This is a genomic window from Phaeobacter sp. LSS9, assembly GCF_003443595.1.
GTDB classification, from domain to species: Bacteria; Pseudomonadota; Alphaproteobacteria; order Rhodobacterales; family Rhodobacteraceae; genus Phaeobacter; species Phaeobacter piscinae.
The window spans coordinates 1,652,495-1,671,985 of record NZ_CP031956.1; the positions used below are offsets into that span (position 1 = coordinate 1,652,495).

The window sequence follows — 19,491 nt, forward strand, 5'->3', positions numbered from 1 at the left end:
TGGCTGCATCTGTTCCAAAACTGAAAGAGCCCCGCATGTTGTCACGCCGCGCCTTTCTGGCCAGCTCCGCCGCAGCCTCGCTCTGGCCCCAGATCGGGTCAGCCGAAACGGTCTTTGATCCGACCCCGCAAGAGGTCCGCATCAAGAAGCAATTCGCCCCCGGGCAGATCCTTGTGCTGCCGCGATCCTATTACCTTTATTATGTGACGGAGCCGCGACGGGCGCGCCGTTATGGGGTTGGGGTTGGTCGCGCGGGTCTCGAATTCACCGGCACCGCCGTTATTCAGGCCAAGAAAGAATGGCCGACCTGGCGCCCCACGCCCGAGATGATCGAACGAGATCCACGCAGCTATGCCCGCTTTGTCGATAATAAATACATCCAGCCCGGTGGCACCGATAACCCGCTGGGCGCGCGCGCGCTTTACCTGTTTCAGAACGGCATCGACACATATTTCCGCATTCATGGCACCAATCAGCCGCAGACCATTGGACATTCCGTCTCCAATGGCTGCATTCGCATGACGAATGAGCATATTGTCGACCTCTATGAGCGGGTGCCATTGGGAACCGTGGTGACGGTGCTCTGACCAACATCAGACCAGAGCGACAATGCGTGATCTGGCGTCGCTTCGGCGCCAGCTTGCCTGCCTGCGTGCTGAGCTTTGCCGATCAGCGCGCCGTCGTGGCCCCTGCGCTGCCCAACTGACAGGCACCCCCCGCTATAACACTTGCGCCGAAAGACCTTTGGCGACAAGATCGTTACCGCAAGGTTACGCAGAACTCATCGCTGTCCTAGGAGGCTCGGTCATGAATACGCAATGACATTGCCGGGCTGTCGCATGTCGCGGACAGGGATTTGAGTAAAGACTGGGAGAAGAAGACGATGGCCACAGGCACCGTCAAATGGTTCAACACCACCAAAGGCTACGGTTTCATCGCACCCGATGCGGGTGGCAGCGATGTATTTGTACATATTTCTGCGGTAGAGCGGTCCGGGCTGACCGGCCTCGCCGACAATCAGAAAGTCACCTATGAGCTGCAACCGGGCCGTGATGGCCGCGAGTCTGCGGTGAATATCGAACTGGCCTGAGCGGCCAGAACGACAATAAGATCAGCTGTCGGCCCCTTCATCGGGGCCGTCTTTTGTTGTGGGGTTGGTTTTCCGGGCTGAACAGATTTTGAGAGCTGAAACCACCGGATCAAACCCGCCTGGCGAGACGCCTACTGCTTTGCCAACTCGACCAGTACCAGCACCTTCGGACCGATGGCGGCCACATTCAACGCCACGCCTTCGGCATTGGGGTGAATCCCGTCCTCCTGCAGATATTGCGCAGCAGCCTGAATATCATCCCCGGTTGCGGCCCGGATACCGGCGAGGCTGTCTGCGTGAAGCAACGTGTCATAGTCCCGCGCGAGATCGGGAAAGATCGCGTCGAACTCAGCCTTGAAATCCGCGCCGTAATTGCCCGGTGCCTGTATGCCAACCAGCAGCACCGGCACCGCATTGGCCTCTGCGACCTCCAGAATGCGGGTGAGATTGGCACGGCTTTCGGATGGCGCAAGGCCGCGCAGCAGATCATTGCCCCCAAGGGCCACGATCAGCGCATCCGGTCCGTCCGCCAGCGTCCAGTCAATCCGGGCGGCACCGCCTGCGGTGGTATCACCAGAAACCCCGGCATTGATCAGCCGCACCTCGGCCCCTTTTTCCCCCAGCCAGCGTTGCAGCTGCGGCACCCAGCCCTGCCCCTGCGGCAGGCCATAGCCCTGCACCAGACTGTCTCCCAGTGCTGCAACACGCACCGGCTCTGCCTGCGCAATTGCCGCAGTTAACATAAAAATCAGTCCTGCTATCATCTTGCGCATTGCTACAAAGGCTCCATATCCAGAGTGGTCCCAAAACAGGCGCGATATCACATGCAGTCCAGCACGATCCCCTCATCCGATCCCATTCTGAACCTCCAACATGCGTCTTTGTCACTGGTTGGCAATACCGGACCTGTCGAAATTCTACATGATATCTCATTGGCGGTGGAGAGCGGAGAAACCCTGGGCCTGATCGGCCCCTCCGGCTCTGGCAAATCCTCTCTCCTGATGGTGATGGGGGGGCTGGAGCAGGCCACCGGCGGCACCGTCTCAGCGCTGGGACAGGATCTGACGGCGATGGATGAGGATGCGCTGGCGCGCTTTCGCCGTGACAATATGGGCGTCGTTTTTCAGAGCTTTCACCTGATCCCGACCATGACCGCGCTGGAAAATGTGGCCACACCGCTGGAGCTTGCGGGTCACAAGGATGCCTTTGATCGCGCGCAAGCTGAACTGGAGGCGGTCGGACTGGGCCATCGCGCGGGCCATTTCCCGGCGCAGATGTCCGGAGGCGAACAGCAGCGCGTGGCGCTGGCCCGCGCTCTGGTCACCCGCCCCCGCATCCTGCTGGCGGATGAGCCGACCGGCAATCTGGATGCGACCAATGGCGATGCGATCATGGACCTGCTGTTTGACCTGCGCGACCGCTATGGGGCGACGCTGATCATGGTGACCCATGCGCCGGAACTGGCGGCGCGCTGCGACCGGGTGATCCGGCTGCGCGACGGGCGACTGGATCAGGGCGCCGCGCGTGAGGCCGCTGAATGAGCCCCTCTTCCCTGTCGCTGGCCACGCGGTTTGCCAAGCGCGAGCTGCGCGGTGGTCTGTCTGGATTTCGTGTTTTCCTGATCTGTCTGGCGCTGGGGGTTGCGGTGATTGCCGGGATCGGCTCCCTGCGCTCGGCGATCCAGACCGGGCTGAGCGAGGAAGGCGCAGTGCTGCTGGGCGGAGACGCCGAGCTGGGCTTTACCTATCGGCGCGCCACCGCTGAGGAACAGGCCTGGATGGAGGCCCGCGCCCTCGCCCGGTCTGAAATAATTGATTTCCGGTCCATGGCGACGGTGGGCGACGAACGCGCGCTGACGCAGGTGAAGGCCGTGGATGACGCCTATCCGCTGGTGGGCACGGTGACCCTCTCCCCCGACATGCCGCTGGAGGCAGCACTGGCAGGAACAGGGGGTTTACCCGGCGGTCTGATGCAGCGGGTTCTGGCGGATCGGCTCGGCCTGTCGGTTGGCGATGAATTCACCCTAGGAAGCCAGCGATTTGCTCTGACGGCGCTATTGGAGACCGAACCTGATGCGGCCAGCGCAGGCTTCACCCTTGGGCCGCGAACGCTTGTGCGCACCGAGGACCTGGCGCAATCCGGCCTCTTGCAGCCCGGCACGTTGTTTTCCAGCAAATACCGGCTGACCCTGCCCCCGGATACCGATCTGGAGCAGCTGAAAATCCGTGCCGAGGCAGAGTATGACAACAGCGGCATGCGCTGGACCGATGCCCGCAACGGTGCGCCGGGCATTGCCACCTTTGTCGAGCGGCTGGCCGGGTTTCTGGTGCTGGTTGGCCTCTCCGGGCTGGCAGTCGGCGGGATTGGCGTCTCCGCCGCGGTACGCGCCTATCTGGCGGGCAAAACGGCAACCATCGCCACGCTACGCACCCTTGGTGCCGACCGCCGAACGATCTTCCTGACGTATTTTCTGCAAATCGGTGCGCTGGCGCTGTTGGGTATCGCGATTGGCCTTCTGATCGGCGGGCTGGCTCCGGTGCTGCTGGGACCGCTGATCGCGGCGCAGCTGCCGTTTCCTGCGGTCTTTGGCATCTCGGTTCCCGCCCTCAGCGAGGCAGCCCTTTATGGTTTGCTGACGGCCTTTGTTTTTGCGCTCTGGCCGCTGGCCAGGGCGGAACGGATCCGGGCGGCGGCGCTGTTTCGCGACGCGCTGGACAGCCGCAGCCGCTGGCCTGCGCCGCGCTATATTCTGGCCACCGTCGTTGCCGTCGCTGTACTGATCGGCGCGGCGGCCCTGTTCAGCGGCGCGGTTGAGCTGACGCTCTGGACTGCGGGCGGTCTGATTGGCGCGCTGGCGGTGCTGCTGCTGGCCGCGCTGGTGCTGGGCTGGATCGCGCGCCGCTCAGCCCCCTTGGCCCGTGGCAACCCGGCGCTGCGATGGGCGCTCTCCGCCATCGGGACCTCCCGCGATGGCGCCGTGCCAACGGTGCTGGCGCTGGGGCTTGGCCTGACGGTGCTGGCGGCCATCGGTCAGGTCGATGGCAATATGCGCCGCGCGATTGAGGGCAACCTGCCCGATGTGGCCCCCTCCTACTTCTTTGTTGATATCCAGCGGGACCAAATGCCGGACTTCCTCACCCGCGTTGAGGGCGATCCAGCTGTGGAGCGAGTGCAGAACGCGCCGATGCTGCGCGGGGTGCTCACCACCATCAACGATCAGCCCGCGACCGAGGTGGCCGGCGACCACTGGGTGGTGCGCGGCGATCGCGGCATCACCTATGCCGCGAAACAGCCCGAAACAACGCAGATCGTGGCTGGCGCATGGTGGCCTGAGGACTACACCGGTCCGCCACAGGTCAGCTTTGCCCGCGAGGAGGCCGAGGAACTGGGGCTGAATCTGGGAGACACGCTGACGATCAACGTGCTGGGCCGCGACATCACTGCGACAATCACCAGCCTGCGCGAGGTGGATTTCTCCACCGCTGGCATGGGGTTTGTCATGGTGCTAAACGAAAGCGCCCTGGCAGGAGCGCCGCACAGCTATATCGCCACGGTCTATGCCGAGCAGGAGGCCGAGGCGCAGATCCTGAGGGATCTGGCCAAGGCAATGCCGAATATTACCGCCGTCCGGGTGCGGGATGCGCTGGACCGCGTGTCAGACATCCTGCGGCAGCTGGCCTCCGCCACCGCTTATGGCGCGGCAGCCACCTTGCTTACCGGGTTCATGGTTCTGATCGGCACCGCCGCGGCCGGGGAACCGGCCCGCCGCTATGAGGCCGCTGTGCTGAAGACACTGGGCGCCTCCAGACGCCGCATTCTGATCAGCTTCGCCCTCAGGTCGGTGTTTCTGGGAGCAGGCGCCGGATTGGTGGCGCTGATTGCGGGGATGAGCGGTGCCTGGGCGATCAACACCTATGTGTTTGAGAGCGACTATCAGGTGATCTGGGGCAACGCGCTGGCGATCATCAGCGGTGGCATCCTGACCACGCTGCTGGCCGGGCTTGCCTTTGCCTGGGGGCCGCTTCAGGTGCGCCCTGCACGGATCCTGCGGGCACGCGACTAGACCCGCACACCGCTTTGGCGCGGAGAAGGTAAACACTTCTGACACCAGCTGCGACAGGCTGGTGTCTTTTCCAGCACTGCTGGGCCGACCTAATTCACATAGCGCGCGCAGCTGGCGGCGACCGGCGGCTGAAACAGCGCAAACAGGTCGTCATTGTCACAGATCAGCGCCTCCAGCGTGATGCCATCCAACGACTGGTAGAAGGCCTGCGCGGCCTCCGACAAGGCAAGGCGCAACCGGCAGGCCGACACCAGCGGGCAGGTATTGTCGGCATCGGCAAAACACTCAACCATCGGCACCGTGCCCTCGACATCGCGGAACACATCGCCAATGCCAATTTCTACCGCAGGCTTGCCCAGTGACATGCCGCCATTGCGGCCCCGTTGGGTATGCAGATATCCCAATTGCGCCAATTGGTTGATCACCTGTGCCAAATGGTTCTCGGAGATATTGCAGCGCGCCGCAATTTCCGATTTGGTGACCAGGCGGTCCGCATGGGCCGCACAGTACATCAACAGCCGCACTGCAATATTTGTCCGTTTTGTGATCCGCATGATCGCCCCTCCAAGGTGCCTTGATCGCCGGATCATGACATGGCTGCGCAAAGGCCACTTTGACATGTATCAAAGCTGCAATAGCTCTGTGCGGATGTTTGCCGTCGCAGGGATGCATCGCCGCCGACACCGCCGTCAGGGCAAAGGCCAGCCGCCTTGCCCCGATCCGACACACGGCGCAGATATTGCCGATTGAGACATTGCTGACAGGAGATCCGAATGCCCGCCCCCCTTCCCCCAGCCCCCTATTTCTTTGGCTACGGTAGCCTGGTGAACACGCGCACCCATGCCTATGGGCAGGCCCGTCCGGCCCGGCTCAGCGGCTGGCGGCGGGCCTGGGTGCAGACCGATCTGCGCCCGGTGGCCTATCTCTCTGCGGTGCCCTGCGCCGATAGCCGCATCGACGGGCTGGTCGCCGAAGTCCCCGGCGCGGATTGGGCCGCCCTGGATGACCGCGAGTTCGGCTATGATCGGCTGGCGGCGCGGGACGCGGTGCAGCATGATCTGGCGCCGGAGACTGAGGTCGCCGTCTATGCGATCCCCGCCGACAGTCAGCGCACAGCCAGCCTGCGCCATCCGATCCTGCTGAGCTATCTTGATGTGGTGATCCAAGGCTATCTCGATGTCTTTGGCACCGAAGGCGTTGCCGATTTCATCCGCACGACCGATGGCTGGGACGCGCCAATCCTGAATGACCGCGCCGCGCCCCGCTATCCCCGGGCACAGGTGCTGACCACGGAAGAACGTGATCTGGTGGACCATCATCTGGATGCCCTGGGTACACAACTGATCGAGGCGGATCAGTGATCTCACGCACGCTTCTCTACATTCAGCGGATCACCCGGCAGCTGTGGTTCCGCGTGGTGCTGATCTCGGCCTGTTCCCTGCTGGCGCTGGCCATCGCGCCTTGGCTCACCCCGTTTATCCCCGAGGATCTGGGCGAGCGGTTCGGACGCGAGGCCGCACTACCGGTGCTGAATATCCTCGCCTCCGGCATGTTGGCCGTGACCACATTTTCGCTGAATGTCATGGTCTCCGCCTATCGCACCGCCGCCGCCACTGCGACCCCGCGGGTTTATCGCCTGCTGCTGGAGGACACGATCACCCAGAGCGTTCTGGCCACCTTTGTCGGCGGGTTTGTGTTCAGCCTGAGCGCAGTGATCCTGTTTCGGGCCGGGTTCTACAGCGAGGATGCCGCCATTGTGGTCTTTGCACTCACTGTCGGGGTTGTGGCGTTGATTGTCGGGGCGATTTTGCGCTGGATTGATCACCTGTCGGGGCTTGGCAGCATGGATCATACCCTGCGCCTGATTGAGGAGCGCAGCCGCACCAGCCTGCGCCAGCGCGCCGATGCCCCCTGTCTGGACGCGCAGCGCGCCGAGGATGACACCCGGTTTCAGGCAGACGGCACAGCGATCCCGGCGCAGGCGTCGGGGTTTGTGCGGTTTGTGGATGTGGCGCAGCTGCAGACATTGGCAGAAGAGGCCGACACCCAGATCTCGATCCACCGCACGCCGGGAGAATTTGTGCTGCGCGGGCGACCTGTGGCCTATGCGAAATCCGGGGATGAGGACCTGTGCAAGGCCGCCAGCCGCTGCATTGAAATCGGCGATGTGCGCAGTTTTGATCAGGATCCCTCATTTGGGCTGACCTTGCTTGCGGAAACCGCCCAACGGGCGCTCTCCCCCGGGGTTAATGACCCCGGCACCGCGCTGGAGGTCATGGGGCGATTGGAACGGCTGCTGTGGGAGAATACCCCGGATGAGGACGCGCAGACCGGGCAGGATCCATCCTTTGATCGGGTACTCATGCCTGCCATATCCGCCCGGCATCTTCTGTCCTGCGCCTTCCCGCCCATTGCCCACGCCGGAGGGGATGACCCGGCGGTGATTGACTGGATGGACAAAGCCCTCACGGCGCTGGGGCACCATCCCAACCCGGCCATGGCCGAAGCCGCCACAAAGATGCGGGCGCAGCGCTCTGATCGCTGAGACCTGACACATTTGAGAGCTGACGCTCCCGGCCCAAACGAAAAAGGCGGCCCACCCGGAGCCGCCTTTTCAAAACAATATTGGCTGCGTTCAGCGGCGAGCGCGCACCGTCTCCATCAGCGCCAGCAGGGCCGACATATCGGGTCCGCGTTCCATGCCGGTGACGGCTTTGCGCAGCGGCATAAACAGGCCTTTGCCCTTGCGTCCGGTGGCCTCTTTCACAGCGGCGGTCCACTTGCCCCAGCTTTCGCTGTCATAAGGCCCCTCGGGCAGCAGCGCCATCGCCTCTGCGATGAACTCTTTGTCCTCATCCGCGATCAGCGGCTCGGCGCCATCGCGGCACAGCTCCCACCAACCGGCGAGATCCTTGAGCGTGGTGATGTTTTCCCTGGCCACATCCCAGAACGCCGCCTGTTTCTCGGCCGGAACCCCCAGCGCGTCCACATGGGTCTGCACATCCGCCAGCGCCAGCGACTGCAGGTAGCGTGCCGTCAGCGGGTAGACATCCTCCACATCGAATTTGGTCGGCGCCGCGCCAAAGCGATTGATGTCAAAGCCGTCGATCAGCTCTGCCATCTCACTGCGGATCTCAACCGGATCGGAGGACCCCAGCCGCGCCATCAAGGACAGCAGCGCCATTGGCTGCACGCCTGCCTCGCGCAGATCCCGCAGCGCCAGCGTGCCGAGACGCTTGGACAGCGCCTCGCCCTGTGGGCCGGTCAGCAGCGAGTGGTGCGCGAATGACGGCACAGTGCCGCCCAGCGCCTCGATGATCTGGATCTGGGTCGCGGTGTTGGTCACATGGTCCGAGCCGCGCACCACATGGGTCACGCCCATTTCGGTGTCATCGACAACCGACGCGAGAGTATAAAGGAACTGACCGTCGCCACGGATCAGCACCGGATCGGAGACCGAAGCCGCATCAATGGAGATATCGCCCAGAATACCGTCAGCCCATTCGATGCGCTGGTGATTCAGCTTGAACCGCCAGACACCATCGCCACGCTCGGCGCGCAGGGCGGCCTTTTCCTCATCGGACAGGGCCAAGGCCGCGCGGTCATAAACCGGCGGCTTGCCCATGTTCAGCTGTTTCTTGCGCTTAAGGTCCAGTTCAACCGGCGTCTCAAAGGCCTCATAAAACCGGCCGATCTCGCGCAGTTTGTCCGCCGCAGCAACATAGCGCTCCAGCCGCTCGGACTGGCGCTCAACCCGGTCCCAGGTGAGGCCCAGCCATTCGAGATCCTGTTTGATCGCGTCGACGTATTCTTCCTTTGAGCGCTCTGGATCGGTGTCGTCGATACGCAGGATGAAGCTGCCGCCGGCCTTGCGGGCAATCAGATAGTTCATCAGCGCGGTGCGCAGGTTGCCAACATGGATATAGCCGGTCGGCGACGGGGCAAATCGGGTGGTTGTCATCACAAGTCTCCTGTTGCCCTGCCCCATGTCACATGGACGCCGTTTTGTCCAGTTGCGCCACAGCTGCTGAGCTTGCTCGAAAGTCGTTTCAAAGTTTCGGCGTTTTTCCGGGGGATGGCTTAGATTTGATTCAGACTTCCTGTGTCAGCCTGTCGCAGCACAACATGTCATATTGGTACGAAGCAAATGGGGTCTCCCGTGAACAAAGTGATCCCGAGCGAGATATTGCAGGAGCAAAGCCTGCCCGAGCCGTCCCATGCCCGGCTTATGGATGTGTTGAACAAGTTGGATCAGGGGGTAATGGTCTGGACTGAGGACGGGCATTGCCAGGTTTTCAACGAACGTCTCCTCACCCTTCTGGAGCTACAGAACGGCGATATCTTTCCCGGCTACTCCCGCGCGGCGTTTTTCGCAACCGCCGTCAAACTCGGCCATGTGACCGAAGAGAGCGCCAAACAGGCGGAGCAGGATTTCAGCTCGGACAAACAGCGATTTTCAGCGACCCGTAGAATGCCCTCCGGGCGGCGGCTGCAAATTGACACGCGGCGGCTGTCCACCGGGGGGTTTGTCACCTGCTACACCGATGTTACCCAGATTGAGCGCAGCGCGCGTGACCTGACCCAGGCGCGACAAGCCGCCGAAGAGGCCGAGCTGACCGCCCTGAAGACGCTCGCGGCAGAGCAATCCTGGCGTGAGGAAGCCAAGTTGTTGTCCCAACTGGATGAATGGCTGCACTCCTGCAAATCCCAGGAGGAGCTGTTTCGCATTGTCAGCGCCTTTATGGCGCAGCTGTTTCCGCAATCCCGGGGGGAGCTGTATATCTATTCCAACTCACGCGATGTTCTGGACGGCAAATGCCACTGGGGTGGCGGCGAGGCGCATGACCACATCTTCCCCGATGCCTGCTGGGCGCTGCGGCGGGGGCGGCAATATCTCTATTCCGCCGACAAGATTGCCTTTGCCTGCGCCCATGTGGAAGAGCAGCCCAGCACCAGCGAGCATGAGGATTACGTCTGCTTCCCGGTCGTCGCCCATGGCAATACCGTGGGTCTGTTGCACGTGAAATTTGCGCCGGAAGAGGATGCCAAACGCAAGGTGGCGCTGCATCGTCTGGCGCTGCGCTGCGGTGAGCATATCTCGCTGGCGGTGGCCAATGTGCGGCTGCGCGACGAATTGCACGATCAATCCACCCGAGATCCGCTGACCGGCGTCTATAACCGGCGCTATTTCCTGGGAGAGCTGCGCAATGCGGTGGCCTTGGCCGACCGGCGCGCCAGCCAGCTGGGGGTGCTCAGCTTTGATGCGGATCGGTTCAAGACGTTCAATGACACCCATGGCCACGATGCCGGCGACATGGTGCTGCGCGCCATTGGCGACACGCTGAAGGAGCTGTTTCACAACGGAGAGGTCTGTTGCCGGATGGGGGGTGAGGAATTTGCAGTGTTCCTGCCCGATACCGATAAGGAACAGACCATGGAGGTGGGCGAGGCGCTGCGCGCTGCAATCGAGGATATCACCCTGCGCTATGGATCCGGCACCCTGCCACGGGTCACCATCTCCATCGGGGTGGCCAGCTACCCCGAAGATGGGCTGCTGCCACAGGATCTGATGCATGCTGCGGATCGCGCGCTCTATGCCGCGAAGGACGCAGGTCGCAACTGCGTGGTGGATTGCCAGAAGGCCAACCCGGCGGAAGGGCCGTTTTCAGGGCCGTAAGACCAGCGGCGACCATCGGCACAGGTGCCGCGGGCAACCGCAGGCGCAGCTGTGCAGGGACTGCTCCACCCCGCCGCCCTGGCCTCAGGCCGTCTTTGCCTCAGCTTGGGTCGCGCCAGCGGTTCACGATGGGGTAACGCCGGTCCAGCCAGAACGCACGCGGCGTCAGACGCGCACCGGGCGCAGACTGAAACCGTTTGTATTCGCTGATATAAATCAGGTGCTCCACACGTTTGGCATTCTCCCGCGAGAAGCCTGCCGCGACGCAATCGGCAATCGACCCATCGCGGTCCACCAGGATTTCCAGCAGCGCATCCAGTTCCGGGTAATCCGGCAGGCTGTCGCTGTCCTTCTGATCGTCGCGCAGTTCGGCACTGGGCGGTTTGTCGATCACATTCGGGCGGATCACCTCGCCCTCCGGCCCCATCATCCAGTCGCGGTGATTGGCGTTGCGCCAGCGGCAGGTCTCAAACACGCGGGTCTTGTAGAGATCCTTGATCGGGTTATAGCCCCCCGCCATATCGCCATAGATCGTCGCATAGCCCACGGCGACCTCGGATTTATTGCCGGTGGTCAGCAGCATCTCGCCAAATTTGTTCGACATTGCCATCAGTAGAAGGCCCCGCAGGCGCGACTGGATGTTTTCCTCCGTCAGCCCCGCGTCCAGACCGGCAAACAGCGGCGCCAGCGTATTGGTGATGGCGGCGCGCCCCTCGGCAATCGGGACGTAATCGTAATGCACGCCCAGCGCCTTGGCCACGGCCTCAGCATCGTCGAGGGACTCTTGCGAGGTATATTCGGACGGCAGCATCACGCAGCGGACATTCTCCGCCCCCAGCGCATCAACCGCAATGGTAGCCACAATGGCGGAATCGACCCCACCGGACAGACCCAGCAGCACCTTCTTGAAGCCGGTCTTGCGCATGTAGTCGCGCAGCGACAGCGTCATGACGTGATAATCCTGCTCCCATTCATCCGGCAGCGAGGCCTTGGGGCCGTCCACCGCGCGCCACCCCTCGGCGGTGCGTTCCAGATCGAGATGCTGTATCGCCTCGTCAAAGACCGGCATCTGCAGCGCCAGCGCACCGCCCGGATTCAGCACAAAGGAGCCGCCATCAAAAACCTGATCGTCCTGCCCGCCCACCATGTTGAGGTAGATCACCGGCAAATCCGTTTCGACAGCGCGGGCCACCATGTGGTTGAACCGCACATCCATCTTGTTGCGAAAATAAGGCGACCCATTGGGGATCAGCAAGAACTCAGCGCCGGTTTCGGCCAAGGTCTCGGCCACATCCTCATACCAGCCATCCTCGCAAATCGGGCTGCCGATCCGGGTGTCGCCAACCGCATATGGCCCCCCCAGAGGGCCGGCATCAAAGATCCGCACCTCGTCAAACACGGTGGCATTGGGCAGATGGTGCTTCAGCACCTGCGTGGTGATCTTGCCCCCCTTCAGGATCAGATAGGCGTTGAACAATTTGCCATCCGCGACCCAGGGGCTGCCGATGGCCAGAGCGGGCCCATCGGCGCAATCGGCGGCCAACCGCTCAACCTCGGCGATGGCGGCCTGATGGAAAACCGGCTTTCGCACCAGGTCCTGCGTGTTGTAGCCGGTGATGAACATTTCCGGCAAAGCGACCAGATCCGCCCCGGCGTCACGGCCTGCGGCCCAGGCCTCGCGGGCCTTGTTTGCATTGCCCGCCAGATCCCCGACGGTGGGGTTCAACTGGGCCAGTGTCACGCGAAAACGATCAGCCATCCTGCTTGCGTCCTTCGATAATCCTGCCTTCTGCCATTAAACAGATCGCGCCCCGAGGGAAAGACCACAGCGGCAAAAGACATTGCGACGGCGGCGGCTGTGGCATAGTTTCCTGTCAAACAGATCAACAGGCCCGCACTGCGGCTCTCCTTATGGCAAGCAGATATTCCATGACCCGTTTCACCACCGCCGCTCTTTTGACCTCTGCCCTGGCGCTTGGCGCTGCCGGGGGGATCCGTCCGGCCCTGGCACAGGACGATGGCAAGGTACTGACCACACAGGATGAAATTGGCGGCATCTATGAGGGCACCTTTCGCGGTGGGTTGCAGCATGGCACCGGCACCTACACCCTGCCCAACGGCTATGAATATACCGGCGACTGGGTCGATGGTGAGGTGCGCGGACGTGGCGTCGCGCGTTTTCCCAACGGCTCCGTCTACGAGGGCGAGTTTGCCAAGGGCAAACCGGAGGGCGCGGGCAAAATCACCTTTGCCGATGGCGGCACCTACGAGGGGGAGTGGTCCGACGGGGTGATCAACGGTCAGGGCATCGCGGTCTACGCCAACGGCGCCCGCTACGAGGGCGGCTTTCGTGATGCCAAGCACCACGGCAAGGGCCTCATGCGCAATCCCGGCGGCTACCAGTATGAGGGCGACTGGGTCGATGGCCTGAAGGACGGCACCGGCAAAATCACCTACCCCGACGGCGCCACTTACGAGGGCGATATCCGCAACGGGCAGCTGGAGGGCACCGGCAAGCTGATCATGCCCGACGGGCTGATCTACGAGGGCGACTGGGCCGCGAACCAGATGGATGGCACCGGGGTGCTGACGCAGCCCAATGGCGACATCTACGAGGGCCCTTTGGCGGCCGGGCGCCGTCAGGGTGAAGGCAAGCAGATCCATGCCAATGGTGATGTCTATATCGGCAATTTCGAGGATGATCTGCGCCACGGCGAAGGCACCTTCACCAAGACCGATGGCTATGTCTACAGCGGCGAATGGCTGGCTGGCCAGATCGAGGGCAAGGGCCGCGTCACCTATCCCGACGGTTCGGTCTACGAAGGCCAGTTCCGCGATGATCTCGCCGATGGGGTGGGCAAAATCACCTATCCCGATGGCTCCACCTACGAAGGCGACTGGGTCGCCGGCGTGATCGAGGGAACTGGCACCACCACCTATCCCAACGGGCTGGTCTATAGCGGCGAATTCAAGAACGCCAAGAACCACGGTCAGGGGGTCATGACCTATCCCGACGGTTACCGCTACGAAGGTGGCTGGAAAGACGGTCAGCGTGATGGTGATGCGGTTGTGACCTACCCTGACGGCTCGGTCTATACCGGCAGCTTTGCCAACAGCCAGCGTCACGGCACTGGCAAGATCGTGATGACAGATGGCTTCAGCTATGAAGGCGACTGGACCGAAGGCAAGATCAGCGGCAAGGGGGTCGCGACCTATGCCAATGGCGACGTCTATGAGGGCAGCTTCCTCAACTCCAAACGACAAGGTCCCGGCGTGATGCGCTATGCCAGCGGTCAGGAGGCCGAAGGCACCTGGGAAAACGGCGCCCTGAAAACCACCGGCGGCGCCACGCAGGGCAACGATGACGCCGATGCAGATCAGGCCACCGAAGATCAGGCCAGCGACACGGCTCCCGCCGCAGCCGATGACGACGCCAGCAACTGATCTGGCTCACCCGGCCAGGGCGGCGGATCGGCGGCGGCGCGGAGTTTGATGCCGCACCGATAATTTCTGTCTTCCCATTCGCCTTCGGCTCTGTATAACTCTGCGTCATGACCATGCGTGCAGATATCCTTCGCTCCGCCACCGCGTTTCGCGGTGCAGATCTGCGCGCCCTACTGATCCTAATCCGCCTCTGAGCGTGCCATCCGGCGCGCCCGCTCAGAGGGGAAGGCATGCGCGCCAAGGATTGGATTTTAGGACAGACAAGAAAGATACCGACATGACGACTGCAGCTGACAAAGATCGCGTTTTGATCTTCGACACCACTTTGCGCGATGGCGAGCAGAGCCCCGGCGCAACCATGACACATGATGAAAAGCTCGAGATTGCAGAGCTGCTTGACGATATGGGCGTGGACATCATTGAAGCGGGCTTCCCCATCGCCTCTGAAGGCGACTTCAAAGCGGTGAGCGAGATTGCAGAACGCTCCAAAAACTCCAGGATCTGTGGCCTGGCGCGCGCCAATTTCAAAGATATCGACCGCTGCGCCGAAGCCGTGAAACGTGCCGCTCAGCCGCGTATCCACACCTTTATCGGCACCTCGCCGCTGCACCGCGCCATCCCCAACCTCACCAAGGATGAGATGGCCGAGAAAATCCACGACACGGTCACACATGCCCGCAACCTGGTGGACAATGTGCAGTGGTCGCCAATGGATGCAACACGCACCGAATGGGATTACCTCTGCCGGGTGATCGAGATTGCGATCAAAGCGGGGGCGACCACCATCAATATCCCCGATACCGTGGGCTATACCGCCCCGGTCGAAAGCGCCGATCTGATCAAGCGCCTGATCGAAACCGTTCCCGGCGCCGATGATGTGATTTTTGCCACCCATTGTCACAACGACCTTGGCATGGCGACGGCGAATTCTCTGGCCGCAGTTGCCGGTGGCGCGCGACAGATCGAATGCACCATAAACGGGCTTGGCGAACGCGCCGGCAACACCGCACTGGAAGAGGTCGTCATGGCCCTGAAGGTGCGCAATGATATTATGCCCTTCACCACTGGCATCGACACCCAGAAGATCATGCATATCTCCCGCCGGGTCTCCACGGTGTCGGGCTTCGTCGTGCAGCCGAACAAGGCGATTGTCGGCAAGAACGCCTTTGCTCATGAAAGCGGCATCCATCAGGATGGCATGCTGAAGAACAAGGAAACCTTTGAGATCATGCGGCCCGAGGATGTGGGCATTGCCGGCACCTCGCTGCCCTTGGGCAAACACTCCGGTCGTGCAGCCTTGCGCGACAAGCTGAGCCAGCTCGGCTTTGAGGTGGGCGACAACCAGCTGAAGGATCTTTTTGTTCGCTTCAAGGAACTCGCCGACCGCAAGAAAGAGGTGTTCGACGACGACATCATCGCCCTGATGCGCACCAGCGGCGATGAGGATGATCACCTCAAACTGGTCTCCATGAAGGTGGTCTGTGGCACCGGCGGCCCGGCTGAGGCAACCCTTGAGATGGAAGTCGAGGGCAAGGATGTGTCTGAGACCGCAGAAGGCGACGGCCCGGTTGATGCAGCCTTCAGGGCGATCCGCAAAATCCATCCAAACTCGGCGCATCTGCAGCTCTATCAGGTCCATGCGGTGACCGAAGGCACTGACGCGCAGGCCACGGTCTCTGTCCGGCTGGAAGAAAACGGCGTGATTGCCACCGGCGAAAGCGCCAACACCGACACGGTTGTCGCCTCTGCCGCAGCCTATATCGGCGCACTGAACCGTCTGATCATCCGCCGCGACAAAATGGGCGCAGGCGCCGATACGCGTGAGATTTCCTACAAGGATATCACCTAAGCCGCGCGCGAAACCAGAATAACAAAAGGCCACCCAAAGCGGGTGGCCTTTTTGACGTCAGCTATCCGGGTGGGGATCTAACCCAGCTTTGCGAACAGCTTGGTCAGCCGCTGTGCCTCATCCGCTGTGCCGTAGGGGGCATTCACGATGAACATGCCGGAGCCGACCATACGGTGGCCCTCGCGGGCAGGCGGAAACTGTACCTCGTGGCGCAGCGCACCCGGCAGGTTCTGGGCCGCTAGTGTGGTCAGCATCGGCTTATGGGTCCCATCGGTCAGGATCGGGTACCACAGCGCAATCACCCCGACGTTCCATTTGCGGTGCAGCTTGGCGATATGGCCGGGGATCTGTGCATAGTCGCGCTTCACCTCATAGCTCGGGTCAATAAGCATCAGCCCACGGCGCGGGGTTGGCGGCGCCAGTGATTGCGCCAGCTCGAACCCATCCCGCTGATGCACATGGACGCGCCGTCCCAGCCCATGCGGCCAAAGCGCCTCCCGCAGAGCCGCGTTCTCCTGTGGGTGCAGCTCTGCGAAATGCAGACTGTCCTCTGCCCGCATGAGATGCGCTGCGATCAGGGGGGAGCCGGGATAGGCGTTCTCGCCAGCGGCGCGGCGGGTTCGGGTGATGGCCTCTGCCAGCGGGTGGTCCACATCCAGCATCGCCCCGTCCAGCAGGCGGTTGATCCCTGCCGCGGCCTCTCCGGTTTTCACCGCCTCTGCGGCGTCCAGCTGATAGAGGCCACGCCCTGCGTGGGTCTCCATATAGCTGAGCGGTTTGTCCTTCCGGGTCAGATACGCCAGCATCCGCGCCAGCAGCGCATGTTTCTGAACATCGGCCAGATTTCCGGCGTGGTAGATATGTTGATATGACAGCATCCCAGCCCTCTAGCGCCAAACCGCCCCGGACAAAAGCCCTTTGCCGCAGCGGAGTGCGTTGGATCCGACGGCTCAGACCGCTGGCATCTGCTGCGTTGCGCAGTGAATGCCGCCGCCCAATTCGCCCAGCGGGTCCACGTTCAGCGTGACAATCTCCCGTCCCGGATAATGCCGCGCCAGCGCCTCCCGCGCGATCTCATCGGTTTCGCGATCCCCGAATTCCGCCGCAATCACCGCGCCGTTACAGACGTAGAAATTGGCGTAGGAGGCGACAAAGTCGTAGCTGTTGACCCGGCGGATATGTGGTTCGGGGATCACCTCTACCGCCAGTCCCGCCGCAATCAACCGGTCATGCGTGTCCAACGCGGCCATATGGAACGGATCGGTCCTGTCAGGCGTATCGGGCAGGTTCATAAGAACACGCTCCGGCCCGGTGAACCGTGCGAGGCTATCAATATGATAATCGGTGATGTCCTCGCCGCGTAAACCCTCCGCCCAGATCATGCGATCCGCGCCATACGCGTCCAGCAATCGCTGTTCTATCTGGGCGCGCGACAGGCCGGGATTGCGGTTCTTGTTCACCCAGCTGCTTTCATGCGCCATCAGCAGCCCGTGCCCATCCTGCTCTACGCCGCCTGCCTCGCCCCGCAAACCAGTTGGCAACAGCGGCAGCCCCAAACGCTCAGCCACCCGTTCTGCGATCTGGCTGTCCCGCCGGTTGACCTGCTTTACACCCCAGCCATTGAACTGGATATGGCTGATGGCCATGTTGCCTGCGCCATCAACGACAAAAATAGGCCCGGAATCGCGGCACCACAGATCCTCGGTCGGGATATCCCACAGCTCCACATCCGCAGACAGCTTGGCGCGTGCGCGGGCCTGATCCGCTGCCGCCGCAAGCACTGTGACAGGTTCAAACGCCGCAATCGCGTTGGCGATATCTGCAATCGTCTGCTGCGCCATGTCGCGGAACACAGGATCGGGATGCACTTTCCGGCTGACCGGCCATTGCATGAAGCTGCGCTGGTGTGGTGCCTCCTCCGGTGGAACAAAAAATCCCGACCCGGCAATTGCGTTTGGTCCCGTGATCAGATTTGCCATGCCGACAGCCCCACCAGCCAGTAAGAAATTCCGCCGCTTCATCGCCGTTCCCTCCGTCGATCACACGCCCGTTATGAAAAAGTTTATCAAGCCTGTCCAAACAAGAGAAGCGACGCACCCGCCCTGCCAGTGCGACCCGACGTCTGCCTTTCCCATGAGGCACCCTTGCACTGGTGGCGAAAAGGCGCCTTTTGGTCCGAATCCGCCCTTTCGCCACCTCTCAGCGCTGCTTATAAGACATAAAGCCCGCTCTCAGCAGAGTCGCGGGACAGGTGGCAGTTTTACAGGGTCTTAATATATGTCGATCTTCGGAAGTCTTGGCGGGTTGTTCACGTCTGATATGGCAATTGACCTCGGCACGGCGAACACGCTTGTCTATGTCAAAGGTCGCGGTGTCATCCTGTCAGAGCCGTCGGTTGTGGCCTATCACGTGAAAGATGGCGTCAAGAAAGTGCTGGCCGTTGGCGAAGACGCCAAGCTGATGCTGGGCCGGACCCCCGGCTCGATCGAGGCGATCCGCCCGATGCGCGAAGGGGTGATTGCGGATTTTGATACTGCCGAAGAGATGATCAAACACTTCATCCGCAAGGTCCATAAACGCTCCACCTTCTCCAAGCCCAAGATCATCGTCTGCGTCCCGCATGGGGCCACCCCGGTTGAAAAACGCGCGATCCGCCAGTCGGTTTTGTCCGCAGGGGCGCGCCGTGCTGGCCTGATTGCAGAGCCGATTGCCGCGGCCATTGGTGCCGGCATGCCGATCACCGATCCCACCGGCAACATGGTTGTGGATATCGGTGGCGGCACGACCGAGGTTGCGGTCCTGTCGCTGGGCGACATCGTCTATGCCCGCTCCGTTCGCGTTGGTGGTGACCGGATGGATGAGGCGATCATCTCCTATCTGCGGCGCCAGCAGAACCTTCTGATTGGGGAATCCACCGCTGAACGCGTGAAAACCTCCATCGGCACCGCGCGCATGCCCGATGACGGCCGTGGCCAGTCGATGCAAATTCGCGGACGCGACCTGCTGAACGGCGTGCCGAAAGAGATCGAAGTCAGCCAGGCCCAGGTCGCCGAGGCGCTGGCCGAACCGGTGCAGCAGATCTGCGAAGCGGTGATGACCGCGCTGGAAACCACCCCGCCGGATCTGGCGGCAGATATCGTCGACCGGGGCGTTATGCTCACTGGCGGCGGCGCGCTGCTGGGCGATCTGGATCTGGCCCTGCGGGAACAGACCGGTCTGGCCGTCTCCATCGCCGATGAGAGCCTGAACTGCGTGGCGCTTGGCACCGGCAAGGCACTGGAATACGAAAAACAGCTGGCACATGCCATTGATTACGACAGCTGAGCGGCCAGACCATCGCTAAGATGGTCGACGCCCGGCACCGGGAA

General features: G+C 62.2%; 16 protein-coding genes. 10 read left to right on the forward strand and 6 right to left on the reverse strand.

Translation table 11 applies throughout. The features are described 5' to 3' along the window. Positions 1-35 precede the first annotated feature (35 nt). Entirely contained in the window at positions 36-587 is a 552-nt protein-coding gene (locus D1820_RS07880) for a L,D-transpeptidase (protein ID WP_024096283.1), read from the forward strand. Positions 588-883: 296 nt separating this feature from the next. After that, entirely contained in the window at positions 884-1,090 is a 207-nt protein-coding gene (locus D1820_RS07885) for a cold-shock protein (RefSeq protein ID WP_014875536.1), read from the forward strand. A 131-nt stretch (positions 1,091-1,221) separates the two neighbouring features. Here D1820_RS07885 and D1820_RS07890 read toward each other — a convergent pair whose 3' ends face one another. Next, entirely contained in the window at positions 1,222-1,863 is a 642-nt protein-coding gene (locus D1820_RS07890; RefSeq protein ID WP_118068450.1) for an arylesterase, read from the reverse strand. A gap of 51 nt (positions 1,864-1,914) precedes the next feature. On the opposite strand from D1820_RS07890, the gene D1820_RS07895 reads away from it, so the two are divergent. Both D1820_RS07895 and D1820_RS07900 read left to right on the forward strand, forming a co-directional pair. After that, positions 1,915-2,631 carry an ABC transporter ATP-binding protein gene (locus tag D1820_RS07895; protein ID WP_118068451.1) on the forward strand — a complete coding sequence of 239 codons (717 nt, stop codon included), beginning with the start codon at positions 1,915-1,917 and terminating at the stop codon, positions 2,629-2,631. Then, the gene (locus D1820_RS07900; RefSeq protein WP_118068452.1) at positions 2,628-5,153 is read left to right on the forward strand and encodes an ABC transporter permease; all 2,526 of its coding nucleotides are present in this window, start codon (positions 2,628-2,630) and stop codon (positions 5,151-5,153) included. The genes D1820_RS07895 and D1820_RS07900 overlap by 4 nt, the downstream gene beginning before the upstream one ends. An 89-nt stretch (positions 5,154-5,242) precedes the next feature. Here the strand turns inward: D1820_RS07900 and D1820_RS07905 are convergent, their stop codons facing one another. Continuing rightward, positions 5,243-5,707 (reverse strand): Rrf2 family transcriptional regulator, encoded by a 465-nt coding sequence (locus D1820_RS07905; protein ID WP_096872156.1) that lies wholly within the window; start codon positions 5,705-5,707, stop codon positions 5,243-5,245. Positions 5,708-5,926: 219 nt separating this feature from the next. Between D1820_RS07905 and D1820_RS07910 the strand changes: the two genes are divergently transcribed. After that, positions 5,927-6,514, forward strand: coding sequence for a gamma-glutamylcyclotransferase family protein (locus D1820_RS07910; RefSeq protein ID WP_118068453.1), 588 nt, complete (start codon positions 5,927-5,929; stop codon positions 6,512-6,514). After that, positions 6,511-7,698 (forward strand): DUF2254 domain-containing protein, encoded by a 1,188-nt coding sequence (locus D1820_RS07915; RefSeq protein WP_118068454.1) that lies wholly within the window; start codon positions 6,511-6,513, stop codon positions 7,696-7,698. The genes D1820_RS07910 and D1820_RS07915 overlap by 4 nt, the downstream gene beginning before the upstream one ends. A gap of 90 nt (positions 7,699-7,788) precedes the next feature. Here the strand turns inward: D1820_RS07915 and gltX are convergent, their stop codons facing one another. Continuing rightward, complete coding sequence (gene gltX / locus D1820_RS07920; RefSeq protein WP_118068455.1) at positions 7,789-9,114, reverse strand: glutamate--tRNA ligase; 1,326 nt, start codon at positions 9,112-9,114, stop codon at positions 7,789-7,791. A gap of 198 nt (positions 9,115-9,312) precedes the next feature. Between gltX and D1820_RS07925 the strand changes: the two genes are divergently transcribed. Further along, entirely contained in the window at positions 9,313-10,830 is a 1,518-nt protein-coding gene (locus tag D1820_RS07925) for a sensor domain-containing diguanylate cyclase (RefSeq protein ID WP_254683384.1), read from the forward strand. A gap of 100 nt (positions 10,831-10,930) precedes the next feature. Here the strand turns inward: D1820_RS07925 and D1820_RS07930 are convergent, their stop codons facing one another. Beyond that, positions 10,931-12,589 (reverse strand): NAD+ synthase, encoded by a 1,659-nt coding sequence (locus D1820_RS07930; RefSeq protein WP_102896478.1) that lies wholly within the window; start codon positions 12,587-12,589, stop codon positions 10,931-10,933. A gap of 170 nt (positions 12,590-12,759) precedes the next feature. Here D1820_RS07930 and D1820_RS07935 point away from each other — a divergent pair, with 170 nt between their 5' ends. Both D1820_RS07935 and D1820_RS07940 read left to right on the forward strand, forming a co-directional pair. Further along, entirely contained in the window at positions 12,760-14,274 is a 1,515-nt protein-coding gene (locus D1820_RS07935) for an MORN repeat-containing protein (protein ID WP_244915595.1), read from the forward strand. A gap of 277 nt (positions 14,275-14,551) precedes the next feature. After that, positions 14,552-16,123 carry a 2-isopropylmalate synthase gene (locus D1820_RS07940; RefSeq protein WP_027246423.1) on the forward strand — a complete coding sequence of 524 codons (1,572 nt, stop codon included), beginning with the start codon at positions 14,552-14,554 and terminating at the stop codon, positions 16,121-16,123. Positions 16,124-16,200: 77 nt separating this feature from the next. Here D1820_RS07940 and D1820_RS07945 read toward each other — a convergent pair whose 3' ends face one another. Further along, positions 16,201-17,001 (reverse strand): 23S rRNA (adenine(2030)-N(6))-methyltransferase RlmJ, encoded by an 801-nt coding sequence (locus D1820_RS07945; protein ID WP_118068457.1) that lies wholly within the window; start codon positions 16,999-17,001, stop codon positions 16,201-16,203. A 72-nt stretch (positions 17,002-17,073) separates the two neighbouring features. Beyond that, positions 17,074-18,144 carry an agmatine/peptidylarginine deiminase gene (locus D1820_RS07950; RefSeq protein ID WP_118068458.1) on the reverse strand — a complete coding sequence of 357 codons (1,071 nt, stop codon included), beginning with the start codon at positions 18,142-18,144 and terminating at the stop codon, positions 17,074-17,076. 256 nt (positions 18,145-18,400) lie between these two features. Here D1820_RS07950 and D1820_RS07955 point away from each other — a divergent pair, with 256 nt between their 5' ends. Next, entirely contained in the window at positions 18,401-19,447 is a 1,047-nt protein-coding gene (locus D1820_RS07955; protein ID WP_024096270.1) for a rod shape-determining protein, read from the forward strand. The last annotated feature ends 44 nt before the right edge of the window (positions 19,448-19,491 follow it).

Bases quoted from the DNA above. Each gene is read 5' to 3' on its own strand.
- D1820_RS07880 (WP_024096283.1), top strand. From the start codon at position 36: ATGTTGTCACGCCGCGCCTTTCTGGCCAGCTCCGCCGCAGCCTCGCTC.
- D1820_RS07885 (WP_014875536.1), top strand. From the start codon at position 884: ATGGCCACAGGCACCGTCAAATGGTTCAACACCACCAAAGGCTACGGT.
- D1820_RS07890 (WP_118068450.1), bottom strand. From the start codon at position 1,863: ATGCGCAAGATGATAGCAGGACTGATTTTTATGTTAACTGCGGCAATT.
- D1820_RS07895 (WP_118068451.1), top strand. From the start codon at position 1,915: ATGCAGTCCAGCACGATCCCCTCATCCGATCCCATTCTGAACCTCCAA.
- D1820_RS07900 (WP_118068452.1), top strand. From the start codon at position 2,628: ATGAGCCCCTCTTCCCTGTCGCTGGCCACGCGGTTTGCCAAGCGCGAG.
- D1820_RS07905 (WP_096872156.1), bottom strand. From the start codon at position 5,707: ATGCGGATCACAAAACGGACAAATATTGCAGTGCGGCTGTTGATGTAC.
- D1820_RS07910 (WP_118068453.1), top strand. From the start codon at position 5,927: ATGCCCGCCCCCCTTCCCCCAGCCCCCTATTTCTTTGGCTACGGTAGC.
- gltX (WP_118068455.1), bottom strand. From the start codon at position 9,114: ATGACAACCACCCGATTTGCCCCGTCGCCGACCGGCTATATCCATGTT.
- D1820_RS07930 (WP_102896478.1), bottom strand. From the start codon at position 12,589: ATGGCTGATCGTTTTCGCGTGACACTGGCCCAGTTGAACCCCACCGTC.
- D1820_RS07935 (WP_244915595.1), top strand. From the start codon at position 12,760: ATGACCCGTTTCACCACCGCCGCTCTTTTGACCTCTGCCCTGGCGCTT.
- D1820_RS07940 (WP_027246423.1), top strand. From the start codon at position 14,552: ATGACGACTGCAGCTGACAAAGATCGCGTTTTGATCTTCGACACCACT.
- D1820_RS07945 (WP_118068457.1), bottom strand. From the start codon at position 17,001: ATGCTGTCATATCAACATATCTACCACGCCGGAAATCTGGCCGATGTT.
- D1820_RS07950 (WP_118068458.1), bottom strand. From the start codon at position 18,144: ATGAAGCGGCGGAATTTCTTACTGGCTGGTGGGGCTGTCGGCATGGCA.
- D1820_RS07955 (WP_024096270.1), top strand. From the start codon at position 18,401: ATGTCGATCTTCGGAAGTCTTGGCGGGTTGTTCACGTCTGATATGGCA.